The organism is Hydrogenophaga sp., from assembly GCF_035481345.1.
Taxonomy (GTDB): Bacteria; Pseudomonadota; Gammaproteobacteria; order Burkholderiales; family Burkholderiaceae_C; genus Hydrogenophaga.
This window is the reverse complement of record NZ_DATIGV010000194.1, coordinates 1-19,383: the sequence shown is the minus strand read 5'-3', so window position 1 is coordinate 19,383 and position 19,383 is coordinate 1. Positions and strand designations below refer to the sequence as shown.

The 19,383-nt window shown below is 69.0% G+C and carries 21 protein-coding genes and 1 pseudogene; 12 read left to right on the top strand and 10 right to left on the bottom strand.

Translation table 11 applies throughout. From position 1 onward, the window contains the following. Positions 1-213, top strand: a pseudogene (locus tag VLG41_RS20985) (tripartite tricarboxylate transporter substrate binding protein); the annotation flags it as partial. A gap of 21 nt (positions 214-234) precedes the next feature. On the opposite strand, the gene VLG41_RS20980 reads toward VLG41_RS20985, so the two are convergent. Next, complete coding sequence (locus tag VLG41_RS20980; protein ID WP_325351325.1) at positions 235-1,737, bottom strand: hypothetical protein; 1,503 nt, start codon at positions 1,735-1,737, stop codon at positions 235-237. Positions 1,738-1,770: 33 nt separating this feature from the next. Continuing rightward, complete coding sequence (locus tag VLG41_RS20975; protein WP_325351324.1) at positions 1,771-2,226, bottom strand: type III secretion system chaperone; 456 nt, start codon at positions 2,224-2,226, stop codon at positions 1,771-1,773. Between the two features lie 185 nt (positions 2,227-2,411). Between VLG41_RS20975 and VLG41_RS20970 the strand changes: the two genes are divergently transcribed. Next, the gene (locus VLG41_RS20970; protein ID WP_325351323.1) at positions 2,412-3,098 is read left to right on the top strand and encodes a hypothetical protein; all 687 of its coding nucleotides are present in this window, start codon (positions 2,412-2,414) and stop codon (positions 3,096-3,098) included. Between the two features lie 7 nt (positions 3,099-3,105). Here VLG41_RS20970 and kynA read toward each other — a convergent pair whose 3' ends face one another. The 6 genes from kynA to VLG41_RS20940 form a co-directional block, all read right to left on the bottom strand. After that, positions 3,106-3,957: a tryptophan 2,3-dioxygenase gene (kynA, locus tag VLG41_RS20965; RefSeq protein ID WP_325351322.1), complete on the bottom strand. Its 852-nt coding sequence runs from the start codon at positions 3,955-3,957 to the stop codon at positions 3,106-3,108. Position 3,958: 1 nt separating this feature from the next. Continuing rightward, the gene (gene kynU, locus VLG41_RS20960; protein ID WP_325351321.1) at positions 3,959-5,239 is read right to left on the bottom strand and encodes a kynureninase; all 1,281 of its coding nucleotides are present in this window, start codon (positions 5,237-5,239) and stop codon (positions 3,959-3,961) included. After that, on the bottom strand, positions 5,236-5,865 hold the full coding sequence (gene kynB, locus VLG41_RS20955; protein WP_325351320.1) for an arylformamidase: 630 nt from the start codon (positions 5,863-5,865) through the stop codon (positions 5,236-5,238). Before kynB ends, kynU begins: the two co-directional genes overlap by 4 nt. Before the next feature lie 93 nt (positions 5,866-5,958). Continuing rightward, on the bottom strand, positions 5,959-6,273 hold the full coding sequence (locus tag VLG41_RS20950; protein ID WP_325351319.1) for a YkgJ family cysteine cluster protein: 315 nt from the start codon (positions 6,271-6,273) through the stop codon (positions 5,959-5,961). Between the two features lie 4 nt (positions 6,274-6,277). Continuing rightward, entirely contained in the window at positions 6,278-7,228 is a 951-nt protein-coding gene (gene argF / locus VLG41_RS20945; protein ID WP_325351318.1) for an ornithine carbamoyltransferase, read from the bottom strand. An 8-nt stretch (positions 7,229-7,236) separates the two neighbouring features. Continuing rightward, positions 7,237-8,436: an aspartate aminotransferase family protein gene (locus VLG41_RS20940; RefSeq protein WP_325351317.1), complete on the bottom strand. Its 1,200-nt coding sequence runs from the start codon at positions 8,434-8,436 to the stop codon at positions 7,237-7,239. 272 nt (positions 8,437-8,708) lie between these two features. Between VLG41_RS20940 and VLG41_RS20935 the strand changes: the two genes are divergently transcribed. After that, entirely contained in the window at positions 8,709-9,032 is a 324-nt protein-coding gene (locus VLG41_RS20935) for a DUF3579 domain-containing protein (RefSeq protein ID WP_288254121.1), read from the top strand. A gap of 120 nt (positions 9,033-9,152) precedes the next feature. Here the strand turns inward: VLG41_RS20935 and rpsT are convergent, their stop codons facing one another. Further along, positions 9,153-9,449 (bottom strand): 30S ribosomal protein S20, encoded by a 297-nt coding sequence (gene rpsT / locus VLG41_RS20930; RefSeq protein ID WP_291021633.1) that lies wholly within the window; start codon positions 9,447-9,449, stop codon positions 9,153-9,155. A gap of 120 nt (positions 9,450-9,569) precedes the next feature. Here rpsT and murJ point away from each other — a divergent pair, with 120 nt between their 5' ends. From murJ to VLG41_RS20915, 3 genes are all read left to right on the top strand, one after another. Then, a complete protein-coding gene (murJ, locus tag VLG41_RS20925) occupies positions 9,570-11,135 on the top strand; it encodes a murein biosynthesis integral membrane protein MurJ (RefSeq protein WP_325351316.1) in 1,566 nt (521 codons plus the stop codon). 31 nt (positions 11,136-11,166) lie between these two features. Then, on the top strand, positions 11,167-12,024 hold the full coding sequence (locus VLG41_RS20920) for a SirB1 family protein (protein ID WP_325351315.1): 858 nt from the start codon (positions 11,167-11,169) through the stop codon (positions 12,022-12,024). Between the two features lie 119 nt (positions 12,025-12,143). Continuing rightward, complete coding sequence (locus VLG41_RS20915) at positions 12,144-12,764, top strand: NAD-dependent dehydratase (protein WP_325351327.1); 621 nt, start codon at positions 12,144-12,146, stop codon at positions 12,762-12,764. Between the two features lie 13 nt (positions 12,765-12,777). Here the strand turns inward: VLG41_RS20915 and purM are convergent, their stop codons facing one another. Then, on the bottom strand, positions 12,778-13,809 hold the full coding sequence (purM, locus tag VLG41_RS20910; RefSeq protein ID WP_325351314.1) for a phosphoribosylformylglycinamidine cyclo-ligase: 1,032 nt from the start codon (positions 13,807-13,809) through the stop codon (positions 12,778-12,780). Positions 13,810-13,965: 156 nt separating this feature from the next. Here purM and VLG41_RS20905 point away from each other — a divergent pair, with 156 nt between their 5' ends. Genes VLG41_RS20905 through VLG41_RS20880 form a run of 6 tightly spaced genes read left to right on the top strand, consistent with a single transcriptional unit; the run spans position 13,966 to position 19,322 of the window. Next, on the top strand, positions 13,966-15,063 hold the full coding sequence (locus VLG41_RS20905) for an AI-2E family transporter (RefSeq protein ID WP_325351313.1): 1,098 nt from the start codon (positions 13,966-13,968) through the stop codon (positions 15,061-15,063). Between the two features lie 31 nt (positions 15,064-15,094). Further along, complete coding sequence (gene hda, locus VLG41_RS20900; protein ID WP_325351326.1) at positions 15,095-15,781, top strand: DnaA regulatory inactivator Hda; 687 nt, start codon at positions 15,095-15,097, stop codon at positions 15,779-15,781. A gap of 14 nt (positions 15,782-15,795) precedes the next feature. Next, entirely contained in the window at positions 15,796-16,464 is a 669-nt protein-coding gene (locus VLG41_RS20895) for an HAD family hydrolase (protein WP_325351312.1), read from the top strand. Beyond that, the gene (pcnB, locus tag VLG41_RS20890; protein ID WP_325351311.1) at positions 16,461-18,119 is read left to right on the top strand and encodes a polynucleotide adenylyltransferase PcnB; all 1,659 of its coding nucleotides are present in this window, start codon (positions 16,461-16,463) and stop codon (positions 18,117-18,119) included. The genes VLG41_RS20895 and pcnB overlap by 4 nt, the downstream gene beginning before the upstream one ends. Then, entirely contained in the window at positions 18,106-18,585 is a 480-nt protein-coding gene (gene folK / locus VLG41_RS20885; RefSeq protein WP_325351310.1) for a 2-amino-4-hydroxy-6-hydroxymethyldihydropteridine diphosphokinase, read from the top strand. Before pcnB ends, folK begins: the two co-directional genes overlap by 14 nt. 2 nt (positions 18,586-18,587) lie before the next feature. Then, positions 18,588-19,322 (top strand): 16S rRNA pseudouridine(516) synthase, encoded by a 735-nt coding sequence (locus VLG41_RS20880; RefSeq protein ID WP_325351309.1) that lies wholly within the window; start codon positions 18,588-18,590, stop codon positions 19,320-19,322. The last annotated feature ends 61 nt before the right edge of the window (positions 19,323-19,383 follow it).

Below are 19,383 nucleotides of genomic sequence, written 5' to 3'. Positions count from 1 at the left end.
GTCGCCGCGCCCAACAGCCTGCCCAAGGCGCACGTGAACCGGCTGGCCACGCTGCTCGCCGAGATCGTGCGCCGCCCGGACGTGCGCGAGAAGATCCTCAACCAGGGCTGGGCCGTGGCCGGCACCTCGCCCGAGGGCCTGGCGCGGCGCATCAAAGCCGACACCGCTGCCATGGCCGACGTCATCAAACGCAACAACATCCGCCCAAGCTGAGCGGAGGCTTGGCCCGGCGGATCAGGACCCGCCGCGGTGAGTCAGTCGGTCGAACAAGGTTTCGATCGCTGTCCTCAGGGGGTCCGGTTGTTGGCTCGCCTGCGCCCCCAGCGCGAACGTGAATCGCACGTCGTCGGGCAAACGCTTCACGTCGGACAAGGCCTCGCTCAAGACCGGGGCGAGGCCGTTCGGCAGGAGGAGCGTGCGCTCGACGTAGTACAGCGCCGTGTACAGCGCGACCTCGCCGGCAGCGCCTGGGTTGAGGCTGCGCATCAAGCCCAGCATGCCCAGAAAGCCTGGCAGGGTGATGGATTGCATCACCTGGTTCAGCTGTTGCCGGTCACGGCAGGCGGCGAAGGCAGCAAGGGTGTGGGCGACCGGTTGAAGCAATAGCAGCGTTCCTTGCTGCGCCAGCACCTGCAGTTCAGCGGCGTAGCGCGCCGGGCTCCATGAGGGCGGGGATGGCTGAGGCCTCGGCCCGGACAAGGTGCCGGGAATGGTGTGAGGCAAGGACGGCTGCGTCGGCGGGGTCAGAAGGTGGCTGTGGTGGGTGGGTGGCGCCAGCGACAGCAGGGGTGGCGGCTCCGTGGAGCTGTTCGTGCCGCCGTGCTCGGTGAACGTCTCATGGACAGTTTCCTCGTGCGTGCGCTTCAATGAGTTCGCCGATGATTGCGAGGCTCTTTTGGCGTACCGCAACTCGGAGAGCCGTTTCAATTGGTCCCCCGATACCTGCTCATGCGCCGTGGGCTCGCGTTCATAGGCCTGCAGCTTGGTTTCGAGGAGCTTCAGTGCGTCCAGGGCCATGGGCAGGTAGTCACCGAAATGCGCCGTGTCGGAGCCTCTGATGAGCTTGATGGCCTCGCGGCAGGCGTCGATCAAGACCGTCTTGTACGGCCCGAGTTCGTCGGGAAACGCCGGCGGCAACGCCTCGGCCAGCTTGGCGTAGAGAACTGGGGTTCTTAGGTTGCGCTCCGCGCGCATGTTGATGAGGCACATGCAGGCAAATATCTGGCTGTCGGATGTCCCGAGCGACAGCCTGCCCAACAGACCCAATACGGAAAGTACCCGCAGCCTCTCGTTTCCAGAGTACTTTTTGCCCGAGTTTCTTGCCGCCAGCATTTCCGCCAAAGCGTCCTCAATGGTCCGGCACTCCGACAGTTTGTTATGGGTTTCGCACCGCAGCTTTTTGGGCAGTGCGGATATGGCCCGCAGAACCGAAGGACGGGTGTCTGCCGGCGTGTTGCAGGGCAGTGCGTTGTCGGTTGTGTCGATGGTGTCGGCCTCGGCTGGCAGAGTCCAAGGATCGTTCCCGGAGTTGTGCACCAAATCGAAGATGTCTTCTTCGTTCCACCAATCGTCTTGTGCCGGAGGTTTTTCCTGCGTGGTGACGAGCCGATATCCCGGCACCAGATTCTCCGTCCCGATTTGGGGCGATGGCCTCGACGGCGTTGACGGGACCTTCCAGTTGTTCTCGTCTGCGGTGGGGTTCCAGTGTCTGTCAGGGGTGACGTGGTAGCGATTCATGTGGTTCAAGGGAGTGCGTGGGGGACTCGCCGATCAAGCGAAGCGGTGGGGTGGGATGTGGTCGTCAAGCATGAGGGCCGGGTCGGTGATGCCCTCGTTTTCCTCGTCCTCGGCGGCCTCGAGCGACTCGCGCCAGAGGCGGTGGCGCCAGCTGTGTTCGTCAAGCACTTGAGCAAGCGCTTGCGGCGACACGGCATGCCGTGGCCAGACATCCATGAGATGCAGGCGTGGACTGCCCGGCCGCAACGCGATCGAGAGCCGCATGCCCGGGCGATGGGGGTGTTCCAGTGTGTGGTGCCAGAGGGTTTGCGCCCACGCCAGATCGGCGTCGGGCGGCAGGCTGCCGGGCGAGCTGAGCAGCATGAGCTGGTCGTCGCGCGCGTTGCTGATGAGGTGAAGCGCGATGCCGTCGTCGCTGCGCAGTCGCCTCACGTGGGCCGGCGTGCCGGGGGCCGCCGGGCCCAGGAGCAGTTCAAGGGAGGTGGGCATCGGGTCTTTTGCGTGAGGCGACAGTGCCGCGGGCTGTGTGTCGAGCGTCCGCACCGGGTTCCAACCCCCGGCCCGAACAAGCCATGTCCATGACTGCACAGGGGGAAAGCCCGGTTGGTCCCGCGCTCAGCTGGTCTAAGCTCCGGCCTGCCCATGCCGATGGGCGGACGACAAAGGAGGCGGTCATGGGTGCGTACGACGACACCGTACCCGGCCCAGTGGGCTGGACGACCGAAAACGCCCAAGAGCGAGCGCACGACGTGGCGGACACCTTGCTGGCGCAAGCCCGCGAGTCGCTGTCCGTGGGCGACACCGAGGGCGCGACCCAGCGCTTCCTGCGCGCGGCCAGCCTGTTTTCCGCGCAAGGGCTGTCGGGCGACGCCGAGGCCGCCCGGCTGGCGGCGGTCGCCGCTCTGATGAGCCACGATCCCCGGCGGGCCGACGAACTGTGGCAGGGCCTGGCGGTCATCGGCGACAGCTCCGGCGCCGCCACCGCGCGGCGGGGCTTGCTGGGGGCGCGCATCGCGCGCGGCCTGGGCGAACAGGCCGAGGCCCTGCAGCGGCTGGACGTGGCGCGCCGCGGGGCCCTGGAGGTGCGCGACGCCCTGACCTACCTGGAGGCGGCCAGCCAGGCGGCGGCCGTGCACGTGGAGCTCGGCGAGGCCGCGCAGGCCTACGAAATGCTGGCCATGGGCTGGGCCACCCTCGTCAACCTGGTGGGCCGCCAGGCGGCGGCGCGCTGGGTGCGCCCGCTCATGCTGGAACTGCGCGCGGGCCTGGGTGAAGAGGCCTTTCGCCGCGCGCGCGCCGACTGCGAGAAGGCCTGGCAGGGCCCGCCCAGCCCCGTCGACAGCCTGCGCGGGCCGCTCTGAGCGGGGCTCAGAGGTCGGTGCGCAGGCGCCAGATCTCGGGAAACAGCACCACGTCGAGCATCTTGCGCAGGTAGCTCACACCGCCGGTGCCCCCGGTGCCGCGCTTGAAGCCGATCACCCGCTCCACCGTGGTGACGTGGCGAAAGCGCCAGAGGCGAAAGCTGTCCTCCAGGTCGGTGAGTTCTTCGCCGAGCTGGTACAGGTCCCAGTGGGCCTTGGGGTCGCGGTAGACCGTGAGCCAGGCCTGTTCGACGGCGTCGCTGGCTTCGTAGGGCTGGGTCCAGTCGCGCTCGGTGTGGCTGGCGGGAATGGGCAGGCCGTGGCGCGCCAGCAGGCGCAGGCACTCGTCGTAGAGCGAAGGCGCCTCGTACGCGGCGCGCACGGTGGCGGCGCGTTCGGGGTGGTGCGCGTGCGGCTTGAGCATGGCGGCGTTCTTGTTGCCCATGGCGAACTCGATGCAGCGGTACTGGTGGCTCTGGAAGCCGCTGGACTGCGCCAGGTAGGGCCGCAGCGCGCTGTACTCGGGCGGCGTCATGGTGGCCAGCACGTCCCAGGCGTGCACCAGTTGCTCCATGATGCGGCTCACGCGCGCGAGCATCTTGAAGGCCGGCGGCAACTCGTCGCGCGCGATGTGGGCGATGGCCGCGTGCAGCTCGTGCAGCATCAGCTTCATCCACAGCTCGCTGGTCTGGTGCTGCACGATGAACAGCATCTCGTCGTGCGCGGGCGACAGCGGCTTCTGCGCGTTCAGGATGGCGTCGAGCTGGAGGTAGTCGCCGTAGCTCATGTCGCGGCTGAAGTCGAGCTGGGCGCGCTCCTCGCGCACCACGTCTTCGGGGCGTTTGGTGGTGTCGCTCATTTCAGGTCACTGCGTGCTGGCGCTGGAATTCGGCGCCTTGCCATTCGCCGCTCTCCAGCACCTGGTGCAGGTGTTCGACGGCGTTCCACACGTCCTCGAAGCCCAGGTACAGCGGTGTGAAACCGAAGCGCAGGATGTCGGGGTGGCCCGCGCCGTCGCCCGCGCGGTAGTCGCCGATGACGCCGCGCGCGATGAGGGCCTGCACGATGGCGTAGGCGCCCGTTGTTTTGGAAAGGCAGACCTGCGAGCCGCGCCGGGCGTGCTCACGAGGCGTCACGAGCGACAGGCCATGGCCGGCGCAGCGCTCTTCCACCAGCGCGATGAAGAGATCGGTGAGCGCCAGCGACTTGCGCCGCAGCGCGGCCATGCCGCCCAGGGGCTCGGCCGCCAGCACGGTCTGCACGCCGCACTCCAGCGCGGCCAGGCTGATCATGGGCTGCGTGCCGCACTGGTAGCGCACGATGCCCTGCGCGGGTTGGTAGTCGGGCGTGAAGGCGAAGGGCTTGTCGTGGCCCCACCAGCCGGCCAGGGGTTGCCAGCAGCGGTCGGCGTGCTTGGGGTTCACCCAGACGAAGGCCGGCGCGCCCGGGCCGCCATTGAGGTACTTGTAACCGCAGCCCACCGCGAAGTCGGCGTCGGCGCCTGTCAGGTCCACCGGCACCGCGCCGGCGCTGTGCGCCAGGTCCCACACCACCAGCGCGCCCGCGTCGTGTGCGGCCTTCGTCACCGCGGCCATGTCGTGCATGGCGCCGGTGCGGTAGTTCACGTGCGTGAGCATCAGGATCGCCAGCTTCTCGTCCTTCAACGCTTCGGCGATCTCGTGCGGCTCCACCAACACCAGCTCCCAGCCCTTGTCCTTGCACAGGGCCTCGGCGATGTAGAGGTCGGTAGGGAAGTTGCTGCGCTCGCTCACGATGCGCCAGCGGCCGGGCTTCGTCTCGGCGCTGATGCGCAGCGCGGCGCTGAGCGCCTTGAACAGGTTCACGCTGGTGCTGTCCGTGGCGATGGTCGTGCCCGGTGCAGCGCCGATCAGGCGCGCGATCTGGTCGCCGACCTTGCGCGGCATCTCGAACCAGCCGGCGCTGTTCCAGCTGCGGATGAGGTCGTGGCCCCATTCGCGTGTCACCACCTCGGCCACACGCGCGGGCGCCGAGCGCGGCATGGCGCCGAGCGAATTGCCGTCGAGGTAGAGGGTGTTCGCGGGGATGTCGAAGAGCTCGCGCAGCGGGCGCAGCGGGTCTTGCGCGTCGAGCGCGCGGCAGTCTTGCAAGTGGGTGGTCATGGCAGGGAACGGAGCACCGCGCGCACCGGCGAGGCGTCGGCGGTGGTGAGCTTCAGGGGCAGGGCGATGAGTTCGTAGTCGCCTTCGGGCACGTCGTCGAGCAGCAGGTTCTCCAGCACGCGCAGGCCGCGGCGGCGGATCACCTGGTGGCTGTCCAGGGTCTTGCTGCTCGCGGGGTCGATGCTGGCGCTGTCGATGCCGATGAGCACCACGCCGAGGTCGGCGAGGCGCTCCACGGTCTCGGGCGCGAAGGCGGGCAGGTCGTTGTCGAAAGCGCCCTGCGGCATGCGCGCGTAGCTGCGCACGAGCACGCGTGGCGGCACATCCTTCATGGCGTGTGTGAGGTGTTCGAACCGGATGAGCGGCCCGACGCCGATCGCGTGGATCACGCGGCAGGGGCCGATGAAGGTCTCCAGCGGCACCTCACCGATGGGCGCGCCCGCCGGGTCGTAGTGCAGCGGCGCGTCGGCGTGCGAGCCCACGTGCGGGGAGAGCGTGATCGCGCTGACGTTCACCGGGCAACCGGGGCCGATGCTGGCGACCCACTGCTGCGCGTACGCCGTGTCACCGGGAAAGACCGGTGCGCCCGCGTGAACGGGAGGGGAGATGTCCCAGAGGGTTTTCATGGCGCGGCGAAGGTAGCACCGCAAAAATACCTGTGGTGTCGGTTATTGCCAACAGGTGACGGAAAACTTCAGATATGAAGTTTCGACGAGGGTTCAGGCCGCGTCGCCGAGCGGCGGCAAGTGGTGCCGCGCGCGGGCGCGAGCGCAGGCGTCACTGCCTTCTTCGAACTCGCGGCAGGGCGAGGGGCGCCATTCGTAGATGCCGCAGCCGACCCGCTCGCCGATGCGGCCCGTCAGCGCCGCGCAGCGGATGGGCACGTGGTCCGTGCCGCGCATGCGCATGGTGCTGCCGTTGACCTCCACGGCGAGGCCCGAGGGCACGCTGCCGCCCATGTCCTCCATCTCGTAGACCGCGAAGTCCACGCGAAAGCACGCGCAGCAGGCGCCGCAGTTCGTGCAGGCGGACATGGTCTCAGGCCACGCGGCCCAGCAGCAGGTATTCCATCAAGGCCTTCTGCGCGTGCATGCGGTTCTCTGCCTCGTCCCACACCACGCTCTGCGGGCCGTCGATCACCTCGGCCGCCACCTCCTCGCCGCGGTGGGCGGGCAGGCAATGCATGAAGAGCGCATCGGGTTTCGCCAGCATCATCATGGCCTCATCAACGCACCACTGGGCGAAGGCCTGGCGGCGAACCTCGTTCTCGGCCTCGAAGCCCATGCTGGTCCAGACGTCGGTCGTCACCAGATCGGCGGCTTGGCAGGCCTCTCGCGGGTCCTTGAACACCTTGTAGCAGTTGCGGTCGCTGATGCCCGCGAGCACGGGATCGACCTCGTAGCCGCCGGGCGTGCTCACGTGCACCGTGAAGCCCAGCAGTTCGGCCGCCTGCAGCCAGGTGTTGGCCATGTTGTTGCCATCGCCCACCCAGGCCACCACCTTGCCGCGGATGGCGTCCAGGGGTTTGCCACTGGGCGCGGGGCGGTACTCCACCAGCGTGAACAGGTCCGCCAGGATCTGGCAGGGATGGAACTCGTTCGTGAGGCCGTTGATGACCGGCACGCGCGAGTGCGCGGCGAAGCGCTCGATCTTGGCCTGCTCGAAGGTGCGGATCATCACCAGGTCCACCATGCGGCTGATCACGCGCGCGCTGTCTTCGATGGGCTCGGCGCGGCCGAGCTGGCTGTCGCCGGTGGTGAGGTGCACCACCGAGCCCCCCATCTGGTACATGCCGGCCTCGAAGCTCACGCGCGTGCGCGTGCTGGCCTTCTCGAAAATCATGGCCAGGGTGCGGTCGGGATCGGCGAAGGGCTGGTACTTCTCGACGGCCTTGAACTTGCGCTTGATGAAGGCGGCGCGCTCGAACAGGTGGCCGTATTCCTCGGCGCTCAAGTCCTTGAACTGCAGGTAGTGGCGGATCGTCGACATGGGCGCGCTCACTCCGCCAGGAAGGCCTTGACCAGGGGCACCAGGATGGCGGCGATCTCGTCGGCCTCGGCCGTGGTGAGGATCAGCGCTGGCACCAGGCGGATCACGCTGTCGGCCGTGACCGACAGCAGCAGGCCCGCGTCGGCCGCGCGCTGCAGGATCACGCCGCAGGGCTTGGTGAGTTCGATGCCGAGCATGAGGCCCTGGCCGCGGATTTCCTTCACGCCGTCCACGCCGGCCAGGCCTTTTTCCAGCGCAGCGCGCAGGTGCGCGCCCACGCGCTCGGCGTTGGCCAGCAGGCCTTCCTCTTCCATGATGCGGATGGTCTCGACGCCCGCGCGCATGGACAGCGGGTTGCCGCCGAAGGTGGTGCCGTGGTTGCCCGGCTGGAAGATGTTGGCGGCCTTGGGGCCGGCCACGACGGCGCCGATGGTCACGCCCGAGCCCAGGCCCTTGGCCAGGGGCATCACGTCGGGCACGATGCCGGCCCACTGGTGCGCGAACCACTTGCCGGTGCGGCCCATGCCGCACTGCACCTCGTCGATCATCAGCAGCCAGTCGCGCTCATCGCACAGGGCGCGCACCTCCTTGAGGTACTGCGCGCGCATCGGGTTGATGCCACCTTCACCCTGGATGGTCTCGAAAAACACGGCGACCACGTTGGGATTGTTGGCCGTGGCCTTTTTCAAGGCCTCGATGTCGTTCTGCGGCACGCGGATGAAGCCTTCCACCAGCGGGCCGAAGCCGGCCTGCACCTTGGGGTTGCCGGTGGCCGACAGCGTGGCGATGGAGCGGCCGTGGAAGGCCTTTTCGTATACGACGATCTCAGGGCGCTCGATGCCCTTGTCGTGACCGTACTTGCGCGCCAGTTTCAGCGCGGCTTCGTTGGCCTCCAGGCCGGTGCTGCAGAAGAACACGTTGGTGAGGCCCGATCGCTCCACCAGCATCTGCGCCAGGCGTTCCTGGTCGGGCACGTGGTAGTAGTTGCTGCTGTGGATCAGCTTGGCGATCTGATCCTGCAGCGCGGGCACGAGCTTGGGGTGACCGTGGCCCAGGGTGTTGACGGCGATGCCGGCCAGGCCGTCGATGTACTCCTTGCCGTTGGTGTCCCACACGCGGCAGCCTCGGCCGTGCGACAGCGCGATCGGCAGGCGACCGTAGGTGTTCATCACGTGGGGCGAGGCGACGGGTTTCAGCGCGGCGTTCATGCGGGGACTCTCCGATTGCGGGCCAGAAAAGAAATCGGCTCACAACGCCTGCGGGGCAGGGTGGAGCCGTTGAAGCGCGATTGTAGGCACACGTTTTGCGCCGGATCGATGACGGCTGGGCATCGCTGCCATGCCCCTGGCCGGGTGCCTCGGGGCCGTCACAAGTCTTATATAAGATACAATTCTTGGCTGCCGTCCCGGCCGGCGATCCCGGTTGATGCGATGGCCCGATTCCTGCACGAGCCCACCATCCGAGGCTTACCCTCCACCCGATGGCCGCACCCACGCCCAAGCAAGTCTTCATCCAGGGCATCACCCGCGATGGACGCACCTTTCGCCCGAGCGATTGGGCCGAACGCCTTGCCGGGGTCATGAGCGGTTTCCGCCCCGGTGGCGTGCAACCGGGCAGCCACCTGAGCTACTCCCCCTGGTGCGTGCCCACCGTCATCAACGGCGTCAAGTGCGTGGTGGTGAACGGCGATCTGCGCGAGGCCGAGCCCATGGCCTGGGATTTCTGCCTCAACTTCGCCCGCGACAACGACCTGCAGGTGGCCGAAGCCTGTCTGCTGCCCGAACCGCCACCGAAGAAGGCCTGATTCCACCGATGCCGATCGGGCAACAAAAAAGCCGTCTTGCGACGGCTTTTTTGCTTTTGCTGGCAGCGCACCCGATTCAAACGGCAGGCCCCTGGGGGCCTGGGCGGCTGGTGGTGGGGATCAGGCCGCGGCGGCCAGACCCTTGACCTTCGCGGACAGGCGGCTCTTGTCGCGAGCGGCCTTGTTCTTGTGGAAGATGCCCTTGTCGGCGATGGTGTCGACAACGGCCTGCATCTTGGCGAACAGCTCGGTCGCCTTGGCCTTGTCGCCAGAGACGACCGCCTTCTCGACGTTCTTCACCGCGGTGCGGTACTTGGAGCGCAGCGAGCTGTTGGCGGCGTTGAGCTTGACGTCCTGGCGGGCGCGTTTGCGGCCGGACGCCAGGCGAGGGTTCTTTTTCTTCGGCTTGGTGGCCATGGTGTGTTCCTTGAGTGTTTGTGGATGTTGCCAGCAAAGCCCGCGATTATAGCCCGGTATCCCCGGCTGCCCCAGGCACACCCGTCGGCTGCCGGTTAGGGCCCGCTTACACTCTGCGCCGTGTCGCTGTTCAAGTCCGCCTCCCTGGTTTCCCTGTTGACCCTGGCCTCGCGCATCACCGGGCTGGTGCGCGAGCTCCTTGTGGCGGCCACCTTCGGCGCCAGCGCCCTCACAGACGCCTTCAACGTGGCGTTTCGCATCCCCAACCTGCTGCGCCGGCTGTTCGCCGAAGGCGCCTTCAGCCAGGCCTTCGTGCCCGTGCTGGCCGGCACCCGCGCGCAGGAGGGCGACGAGGCCACCCGCCGCCTGATCGACCAGATCGCCACCGTGCTGGCCTGGGCCCTGCTGGTGACCTGCGTGCTGGGCGTGCTGGCCGCGCCGGTGCTGGTCTATGCCATGGCCGCCGGCCTGAAGCAGTCGCCCGACGGGTTCGAGGCCGCCGTGGTCATGACGCGCTGGATGTTCCCCTACATCGGCTTCATGTCCTTCGTGGCGCTGGCGGCGGGCATCCTGAACACATGGAAGCGCTTCGCCGTGCCGGCGGCCACGCCGGTGCTACTCAACCTGGCCATGATCGCTGCCGCCTGGTTCGGCGCGCCCTGGTTCGAGCGCTTGGGGCTGCCGCCGATCTACGCCATGGCCGGCGGCGTGCTGCTGGGCGGCGCCCTGCAACTGGGCGTGCAGATCCCGGCGCTGCGGCGCCTGGGCCTGTGGCCGCGCGTGGGCCTGGGCTGGGGCGCGCTCAAGACCGCCTGGGCGCACCCCGGCACGCGCCGCGTGCTCACCCTCATGCTCCCGGCGTTGTTGGGCGTGAGCGTGGCCCAGCTCTCGCTGCTCATCAATACCCAGATCGCCTCCCACCTGGCCGTGGGCAGCGTGAGCTGGCTCACCTACGCCGACCGCCTGATGGAGTTCCCCACGGCCCTGCTGGGCGTGGCCCTGGGGGTGGTGTTGCTTCCCCAACTGTCGGCCGCCCAGGCGGCGGGCGACAATGAACGCTACAGCGGCCTGCTCGACTGGGGCTTGCGCCTGGTGGTGCTGCTGGCCGTGCCCAGCGCGGTGGCGCTGCTCACGTTTGCCCAGCCGCTGGTGGCGGTGCTGTATCACTACGGCCGCTTCGGCGTGGCCGACGTGCAGCAGACATCGCTCGCCCTGATGGGCTATGGCGCTGGGCTGATCGGGCTGGTGGCCATCAAGGTGCTGGCGCCGGGCTTCTACGCCCGCCAGGACATCCGCACGCCGGTGAAGATCGCCATCGGCGTGCTGGTGCTCACCCAGCTGCTGAACGTGGTGCTGGTGCCGCACCTGGCGCACGCCGGGCTGGCGCTGGCCATTGGCCTGGGGGCGCTGGTCAACGCGGCCTTCCTGCTGATCGGCCTGCGCCGGCGGGGCGCCTACAAGCCGGCCCCGGGCTGGGCCAAATTCGGCCTGCAGGTGCTGGCGGCCAGCGTGCTGCTGGCGGTCTACCTCACCTGGCTGTCGGCGCGTGTGGGCTGGCTGGGCTTCGAAGGTGCTGCACTGCAGCGTGTGGGCCTGCTGGCACTGGGTATCGTGGGGGCGGGCGCGCTGTACTTCGGGGCCTTGGTTCTCTCGGGCTTGAACTTGCGGCAGTTCGTCCGACAATAGACCGTCCCGCGCCCGCTCTCGACCCTTTTCCATGCCACTCACGTTCGAGTTCACCGCGCCCACGCCCCTGAGCTACTTCGCGTCGCTCGTGCGTGACGACGAGGCCTTGCCGCTGTTCGAGGCGGCGGCCTCGGTGGCGCAGGACGAATACCCCGATCTCGACGTGCAACAGGTGCTGGGCGACGTGGACCAGATGCTGGCGCGCGTGAAGCGCCGCTGCCCAGAGGACGCCGGCCCGCTGCAGCGCTTGCGCGTGCTCAACCAGTTCTTCTTCCGCGACATGGGGTTCGGCGGCAATGTCAACAACTACTACGACCCTGACAACAGCTACTTGAACGCCGTGCTGCGCACGCGCCGGGGCATCCCCATCTCGCTGGCCGTGCTGTGGCTGGAGCTGGCCCAGGGCATGGGGTTGAAGGCGCGTGGCGTCAACTTCCCCGGGCACTTCATGATCAAGATCAACCTGCCCAATGGGCAGGTGGTGATCGACCCCTTCACCGGCCAGTCGCTCAGCCGCGAGGACCTGTCGGAGCGGCTGGAGCCTTACAAGCGCCGCAACGGCCTGGTCGACGATTTCGACGTGCCCGTGGGCCTGTACCTGCAGGCCGCCACGCCGCGCGAGATCCTCGCGCGCCTGCTGCGCAACCTCAAGGAGATCCACCGCACGCAGTCCGACTGGCTGCGCCTGGTGGCCGTGCTGGATCGTCTCATCGTGCTGCTGCCCGAGGCCTGGGTGGAGTTTCGCGACCGCGGCCTGGCCTGGGCCGAGATCGGCGACCTGCGCCTGGCGGTGAACGACCTCGAAACCTTCGTGGACCACACCGACGACGCGCTCGAGCGCAGCGCGATCGAGCAGCGGCTGCAGACCCTGCGGCGCGCCATGAACTGAGCGCCACGCCCGTATCGGCGTGTAAGCGCTGTTGACGCGCGGCCAGAGCTGCAACGAACATCGATCGGGAACCGAGGCCCGCCGGGCCCGGAACCGGAGCCTCGTTCTTGAAAACACTCATGATCGCGGGCGCCACCGGCCTGGTCGGCAGCCACGCGTTGCGCCAGGCATTGGCGCACCCGCAGGTGCGGCTGGTGGTGGCCCCCACCCGGCGCGCCTTGCCCACTCACCCCAAGCTGTTGAACCCCGTCGTGAGCTTCGAGCGCCTGCCCGAAGACGCGGACTGGTGGGGTGTGAACGCGGTGATCTGCACCATCGGCACCACCATCAAGACGGCGGGTTCGCGGAAGGCCTTCTACCGCGTGGACCACGACCTGCCGCTGCGCGTGGCCGAGCTGGCGCTGCGCCAGGGCACCCAGGCGTATGCCTTCAACTCGGCCCTGGGCGCTGACGTGCGCTCGCGCGTTTTCTATTCGCGCACCAAGGGCGAGGTCGAACGCGACCTGCTGGCGCTGGGCTATCCCTCGCTCACGCTGGTGCGCCCGGGGCTGATCGGCGGCGAGCGTGTGGAGGACCGGCCGCGCGAGCGGCTGTTCGTGCGCATCAGCGAAGCCATCGCGCCGGTGCTGCCGCGGCGCTGGCGCGTGGTGCCGGCCGAGGCCATTGCGCGCACGCTGCTGGAGTCCGCGCTGACGGCGACGCCGGGTGTGCGGGTGGTGATGTCCGAAGACATCACCTGAAGCCGGCGGCGGTTTACCCGACTACCACGGCCGCGCCCGCGCCGCGCGGCGCGATGCGGCCGATGGCATGCACCGATTCGCCCAGGCCGCGCAGGGTGGCGGCGCAGGCTTCCGCCTGGTCGGCGGCGATCACCACCACCATGCCGATGCCGTTGTTGAAGGTGCGGTTCATCTCGATGTCGTCGATGCCCGCGGTCTTCTGCAGCCAGGCAAACAACTCGGTCTGCGGCCAACTGCCCTTGACGAGGTGCGCGGCCAGCGCGTCGGGCAGCACGCGGGGGATGTTCTCCAGCAGGCCGCCGCCCGTGATGTGGGCCAGGGCCTTGATGGGGTGTTGCTGCAGCGCCGCCAGCACGTTCTTCACGTACAGGCGCGTGGGCTTCATCACCGCCTCGCGAAAGGGCAGGCCGTCCAGCGTGGCGGGCAGGTTCGCGCCGGCGCGCTCGATGCACTTGCGCACCAGCGAGAAACCGTTGGAGTGCACGCCATGCGAGGCCAGGCCCAGCACCACGTCGCCCTCGGCCACGTTCTTGCCCGTGAGGATCTTCGACTTCTCGACCGCGCCCACACAGAAGCCGGCCAGGTCGTACTCGCCGGCCGGGTACATGCCGGGCATTTCGGCCGTTTCACCGCCGATGAGGGCGCAGCCGGACAGCTCACAGCCCTTGGCAATGCCGCCGACCACCGCGGCGGCGGTGTCCACGTCGAGCTTGCCGCAGGCGAAGTAGTCGAGGAAGAACAGGGGCTCGGCACCCTGCACCAGCACGTCGTTCACGCTCATGGCCACCAGGTCGATGCCCACCGTGTCGTGCATGTTCCATTCGAAGGCCAGCTTGAGCTTGGTGCCCACACCGTCGGTGCCGCTCACAAGCACCGGCTCCTGGTAGCGCTTGGGCACCTCGAACAGGGCGCCGAAGCCGCCGATGCCGGCCAGCACGCCCTCGCGCATGGTCTTTTTCGCCAGCGGTTTGATGCGCTCGACCAGGGCGTCGCCCGCATCGATGTCGACGCCGGCGTCTTTGTAGGACAGGGGAGTGGTGCTCATGGGGAGGGCGCAGAGGGGGCGGCGGCGAGGCCGCGGGGCGGTGGTCGGACGGGAAAGGGAGGATGCCCCCGGGGCGCCGGGGGCGCACCGATAGAATCCGGAACCGGATTTTACGGGCTCGCCCCGGGCCCGAAGCCCGTCACCGAGCCTCGCCTCATGACCTTCACGCCCACCCAGATCCGCATCGCCGCCTGGACCTTGATCGCTTTGGTCATCGTCCTGCTGCTCACCTTGCTGGCGCCGGTGCTCATGCCCTTCATCGTGGCCCTGATCATTGCGTATGCCATGCATCCGCTGGTGGAGCGGCTGGCCGCGCGTGGCTGGCCGCGCTGGCTGGGGGCCGGTCTGTCGGTCACCCTGCTGATGCTCGTGCTGCTGGCGGTGGTGCTGCTCATTGTCCCCGTGATCACTCAGCAGGTGCCGATGCTGAGCGAGCAGGTGCCTGCCCTGCTGGAGCGCCTGGCCGACAAGCTCACGGCGCTGGCTGCGCGCTTCGGTTTCGACCTGAATCTGGATGTGAGCCAGTTGCGCCAATGGGCCAGCGAGCTCGTGAGCGGCAAGGAAAGCGAGCTGCTGGCTGGCCTGCTGTCCTCGCTGCGCATCGGTGGCAGCGCGCTGGCGGCGCTGTTCGGCAATCTGTTCCTCATGCCCATCGTCGCCTTCTACCTGCTGCTGGACTGGCGCGCCTTGATGGGCCGTGGCCGCTCGCTGGTGCCGCCGCGTTGGCGCGAGTCGGTGCAGGGCTTCCTGAACGATACCGACGATGTCTTGGGCAGGTACCTGCGCGGGCAACTGATGGTGATGGGCATTCTCGCCGTCTTCTATTCGGTGGGCCTGGCGCTGGTGGGCCTGAACCTGGCGCTGCCCATCGGCGTGTTCACTGGCCTGGCCACCTTCGTGCCTTTCCTGGGCTTCGGCGTGGGCCTGGTGCTGGCCATGCTCGCAGCCTTGCTGGAGTTCCAGTCGTTTACCGGCGTGGCGCTGGTGTTCGGGGTCTACATGTTGGGGCAATTGGTGGAGAGCTACTGGTTCACGCCGCGCCTGGTGGGTGAGGCCATCGGCCTGCACCCGATCAGTGTCATCTTCGCGCTGCTGGCCTTTGGCCACCTGTTCGGCTTCGTGGGGGTGCTGATCGCACTGCCCGCCAGCGCGGTGCTGCTGGTGGCGCTGCGCCGGCTCAAGCGCCAGTACCTGGCCAGTGACCTGTACCTCAAGGCGCCCGTCGGCCACAACGGACCGCCGCGCCTGCCATGAGATCCGCCCAGTGAGCACCCCTGGTCAACCCATGAAGCAGCTCGCGCTGGACATCGGCCTGGCGCCGCTGCCCACGCTGGACAACTTCGTGGGCGTGGGCAACGAGGCCGCGCTGGCGCACCTGCGCCTGTGGGTGCCCAACCCGCTGCGTTCGCCCGTGCCCACCTTCCTGTGGGGCGAGAGCGGCAGCGGCAAGACGCACCTGCTGCGCGCCGTGCGCGAGGCCCTGCGCGAGCAGGGCTCGCGCGTGGGCTGGATGGACGCCAGCACCCTGGACCCGGCCGAGTTCGACGAACACTGGGACGCCGTGCTGCTCGACGACACGCACCTCTACACCGCCACCCAGCAGGCCATGGCCTTCAACTGGTTCGTCAACGCCCAGACCCCGGCCCACGGCCCGGCGCGCTGGGTGCTGGCCGCGGGCGACCGGCCGCCCGCCGACCTGCTCCTGCGCGAAGACCTGCGCACCCGGCTCGGCTGGGGCCACGTGTTCCAACTGCGCGCGCTGGGCGAGACCGAGCGCCGCGCCGTGCTGCGCCGCGCCGCCGACGAGCGCGGCGTCTTCCTCGGCGACGAGGTCATGGACTTCATGCTCAAGCGCTTCTCGCGCGACCTCTCCAGCCTGATGCTGCTGCTCGAGCGGCTCGATGGCTACGCGCTGCGCACGCAGCGCGCGATCACGATTCCGCTCATCAGATCCATGCTGGAAGACGAATGAGCGGACACCCTCCGATGCGACTGGCCCTTTTCGATCTCGACCACACCCTCATCCCCCTGGATTCCGACCACGCCTGGGGCGAGTTCACCGTGCGCCTGGGCTGGCGCGACGCCGAGGCCTTCCGCCGCGCCAACGACGGCTACTACGCCGACTACAAGGCCGGCACGCTGGACATCCACGACTACGTGCGCTTCGCCACCGGCGCGGTGCGCGAACGCGGCCTGGCCGAGGGCCGCCGCGCCCACGAGCGCTTCATGGCCGAGGTGATCCGCCCGGCCATGACGGAGGCGGCGCGTGCCCTGGTTCGTCAGCACCAGGCGGCGGGCGACACCGTGCTCATCGTCACCGCCACCAACGCCTTCGTCACCCGGCCCATCGCCCAGGCCTTCGGTGTCGACCACCTCATCGCCATCGACCTGGAAGCCGACGCGCGGGGCGAACTCACCGGCGCCATCACGGGCGTTCCCTCGTTCCGCGAGGGCAAGGTCGCCCGTGTGGAACAATGGCTCGCCGATCGCGGCCTGCGCTGGCCCGATCTGGCGCACAGCACCTTCTACAGCGACTCGATGAACGACCTGCCGCTGCTCGAGAAGGTGGACGAACCGGTGGCCACCAACCCCGACGAGCGCCTCGCCACCCTCGCCAAAACGCGCGGCTGGCGCATCCTCAATCTCTTCGAATGATCAAGAAATTCATCGACAAGCTGCTGGGCAAGACCGGCGGCGCCCGCGCGGGCTCGCGCTTCGGCAAGCGCGAGGACGTGCCGGCCAGCGTGCACAACATCAACCCCAAGCTGGTGGACCAGCGCGCGCTGGACGTGGTGCACACGCTCAAGCAGGCCGGCTTCGAGGCCTACATCGTCGGCGGCGCCGTGCGCGACCTGCTGCTGGGCCTGCGCCCCAAGGATTTCGACGTCGCCACCAACGCCACGCCCGAGCAGGTCAAGGGCCTGTTCCGGCGCGCCTTCATCATCGGCCGGCGCTTTCGCATCGTGCACGTGGTCTATGGCCGCGGGCGCGAGCACGAGGTGATCGAGGTCTCGACCTTCCGCGCCTATCTCGATTCGGCCGACGCCGAGCAGGTGGCCGGCAACGAGCGCACCAGCAAGGGCGAGCTCTCGGGCATGAAGCACGCGGTGGACGCCAGCGGGCGCGTGCTGCGCGACAACGTCTGGGGTCCGATCGAGCAGGACGCGGCGCGCCGCGACTTCTCGGTCAACGCCATGTACTACGACCCGGAGACACAGACCGTGGTCGACTTCCACCACGGCATCCGCGACGCGCAGAAGAAGACGCTTCGCATGATCGGCGACGCCGCCACGCGCTACCGCGAGGACCCGGTGCGCATCATCCGCGCCGTGCGCTTCGCGGCCAAGCTCTCGCCGCTGGGCTTCAAGCTCGATTCGAAGACACGTGAACCGTTGATCGCGTCCAAGTCGCTGCTGCAGGACATTCCGCAGAGCCGCCTGTTCGATGAAATGCTCAAGCTGCTGCAGACCGGCCATTCGCTGGCCAGCCTGGCGCAGCTCAAGACCCTGGGCCTCAACAGCGGCATCTACCCCCTGCTCGACGTGGTGGTGCAGCGCGGCGACGACCCCTTCGTGCAGCTCGCCCTGCAGGACACCGACCGCCGCGTCGGTGAGAACAAGCCCGTGGCGCCGAGCTTCCTGCTGGCCTGCGTGCTGTGGGCCGACGTGCGCCGCGGCTGGGAGCGCCGCCTCGAATCGCGCCCGGACCGCAAGCCCGTGCCGGCCTTCGCCGCCCTGCAGGACGCCATCGACGAGGCCTTCGACTCGCGCATCGGCGACGTGTCGGGCCGCGGCAAGCTCGGCGCCGACATGCGCGAGATCTGGCTCATGCAGCCGCGCTTCGACAAGCGCACCGGCAGCGGCGTGTTCACGCTGGTGGAGCAGCCGCGCTTTCGCGCCGGCTTTGACTTCCTGCGCCTGCGCGCGCAGGTGGGCGAGGTGGACGAGGAGCTGGCGCACTGGTGGGAGACCTTCAGCACCGCCAGCGAGGACATGCGCCGCGACATGGTGGACGCCCAGCGCAACAGCGGCAAGGGCGCGCCCAAGGCGCGGCGCGTGAAGCGCGGCGATGCGGACCACCCCGACGCCGGCGTGTCCGACGACCCCCGCTTCCGTCCGATCGACGACGGCGGCGAGGCGCAGGGGGAGTCGGCCGGTGGGGCGCCTGAGGAGGAAGCGGCCGGCGAGGCCGGCGGCGTGCCCGCCAAGAAGCGCCGCCGCCGCCGCCGCAAGCCGGCCGGTGCCGCGCGCGGCGAGGGCGGTGAGGGCGGAGAAGGCAGCCCGCCCGCCAGCGGCGATGGCGCGGCCTGACGTCAGCGCCTGGGTCGCGCTCGGCGCCAACCTGGGCGATCCCGTGGCCGCCGTGCGCGCGGCGCTGAATGCCCTGGACCACACGCCCGGCCTGCGCCTGCTGCGCGCGTCCTCGCTGTACCGCAGCGCGCCGCACGAGGCCCAGGGCCCCGATTTCATCAACGCAGTGGCCGAGATCGCCACCACGCTCAGCGCGCCCGATCTGCTGAGCGCCCTGCAGGCCATCGAGGCCGGCGCGGGCCGCGAGCGGCCGTACCACCACGCCCCCCGCACGCTCGACCTCGACCTGCTGTTCTACGGCGACGCCCGCATTCACTCCCCCACGCTCACCGTGCCGCACCCGCGCTGGCGCGAGCGCGCCTTCGTGCTGGTGCCGCTGGCCGAGCTCGCGCCCGAGCGCCTGCCCGCCGGCTGGCAGGCGGCCGTGGCGGGCCAGCCCATCGAGCGCGCGAGCACCTCCCGCTGACCATGAAGGCCTTGCAGGACATCCTTTTTTCGCAGGGCTTCGGCACGCGCCGCATCTGCAGCGGCCTCATCCAGCAAGGCCACGTCTCGGTGGGCGACGCGGGGGCGCCCTGCACCGATCCCTTCGCCGCCTTCGAAGAAGAGGGCCTGGTGTTCCGCGTGATGGGCGAGACCTGGCACTACCACGCCCAGGCCTACCTGCTGCTGCACAAGCCGGCGGGCTTCGAGTGCTCGCACAAGCCCGGCGCGCACCCCAGCGTCTACACCCTGCTGCCCGGCCCGCTGCGCGCGCGCGGCGGTGGTGCGGCGGCCGGGGTGCAGGCGGTGGGCCGCCTGGACCAGGACACCACCGGCCTGCTGCTGCTCTCGGACGACGGCAAGTTCATCCACCGCCTGACCTCACCGCACCACCACGTGCCCAAGGTCTACGAGGCGCAGGTGAAGCACCCGCTGGACGATCGGCAACTGGCCCGCCTGCTCGATGGCGTGGTGCTCGACGACGACCCGAAGCCCGTGCGGGCGCAGGCCTGCGAGGCGGTGGGCGAGCGCCACCTGCGCCTGACCCTGACCGAAGGCAAGTACCACCAGGTCAAGCGCATGGTGGCCGCAGTGGGCAACCGGGTGGAATCGCTGCACCGCTCGGCCTTCGGCGAACTGGTGCTGACGCCGGACCTGCCCGAGGGGCGGTGGCGCTGGCTGACGGGCGAAGAAGTGCGTTCGCTCACGCAGAAAGCGTGACGCCGCGGGCGCCGGCGGGGCGGCTGCCGCTTGGCCCGCCAGCGCTGGTCAGGGCGCCAGC

Bases quoted from the DNA above. Each gene is read 5' to 3' on its own strand.
- VLG41_RS20980 (WP_325351325.1), bottom strand. From the start codon at position 1,737: ATGAATCGCTACCACGTCACCCCTGACAGACACTGGAACCCCACCGCA.
- VLG41_RS20975 (WP_325351324.1), bottom strand. From the start codon at position 2,226: ATGCCCACCTCCCTTGAACTGCTCCTGGGCCCGGCGGCCCCCGGCACG.
- VLG41_RS20970 (WP_325351323.1), top strand. From the start codon at position 2,412: ATGGGTGCGTACGACGACACCGTACCCGGCCCAGTGGGCTGGACGACC.
- kynA (WP_325351322.1), bottom strand. From the start codon at position 3,957: ATGAGCGACACCACCAAACGCCCCGAAGACGTGGTGCGCGAGGAGCGC.
- kynU (WP_325351321.1), bottom strand. From the start codon at position 5,239: ATGACCACCCACTTGCAAGACTGCCGCGCGCTCGACGCGCAAGACCCG.
- kynB (WP_325351320.1), bottom strand. From the start codon at position 5,865: ATGAAAACCCTCTGGGACATCTCCCCTCCCGTTCACGCGGGCGCACCG.
- VLG41_RS20950 (WP_325351319.1), bottom strand. From the start codon at position 6,273: ATGTCCGCCTGCACGAACTGCGGCGCCTGCTGCGCGTGCTTTCGCGTG.
- argF (WP_325351318.1), bottom strand. From the start codon at position 7,228: ATGTCGACGATCCGCCACTACCTGCAGTTCAAGGACTTGAGCGCCGAG.
- VLG41_RS20940 (WP_325351317.1), bottom strand. From the start codon at position 8,436: ATGAACGCCGCGCTGAAACCCGTCGCCTCGCCCCACGTGATGAACACC.
- VLG41_RS20935 (WP_288254121.1), top strand. From the start codon at position 8,709: ATGGCCGCACCCACGCCCAAGCAAGTCTTCATCCAGGGCATCACCCGC.
- rpsT (WP_291021633.1), bottom strand. From the start codon at position 9,449: ATGGCCACCAAGCCGAAGAAAAAGAACCCTCGCCTGGCGTCCGGCCGC.
- VLG41_RS20920 (WP_325351315.1), top strand. From the start codon at position 11,167: ATGCCACTCACGTTCGAGTTCACCGCGCCCACGCCCCTGAGCTACTTC.
- VLG41_RS20915 (WP_325351327.1), top strand. From the start codon at position 12,144: ATGATCGCGGGCGCCACCGGCCTGGTCGGCAGCCACGCGTTGCGCCAG.
- purM (WP_325351314.1), bottom strand. From the start codon at position 13,809: ATGAGCACCACTCCCCTGTCCTACAAAGACGCCGGCGTCGACATCGAT.
- VLG41_RS20905 (WP_325351313.1), top strand. From the start codon at position 13,966: ATGACCTTCACGCCCACCCAGATCCGCATCGCCGCCTGGACCTTGATC.
- hda (WP_325351326.1), top strand. From the start codon at position 15,095: ATGAAGCAGCTCGCGCTGGACATCGGCCTGGCGCCGCTGCCCACGCTG.
- VLG41_RS20895 (WP_325351312.1), top strand. From the start codon at position 15,796: ATGCGACTGGCCCTTTTCGATCTCGACCACACCCTCATCCCCCTGGAT.
- pcnB (WP_325351311.1), top strand. From the start codon at position 16,461: ATGATCAAGAAATTCATCGACAAGCTGCTGGGCAAGACCGGCGGCGCC.
- folK (WP_325351310.1), top strand. From the start codon at position 18,106: ATGGCGCGGCCTGACGTCAGCGCCTGGGTCGCGCTCGGCGCCAACCTG.
- VLG41_RS20880 (WP_325351309.1), top strand. From the start codon at position 18,588: ATGAAGGCCTTGCAGGACATCCTTTTTTCGCAGGGCTTCGGCACGCGC.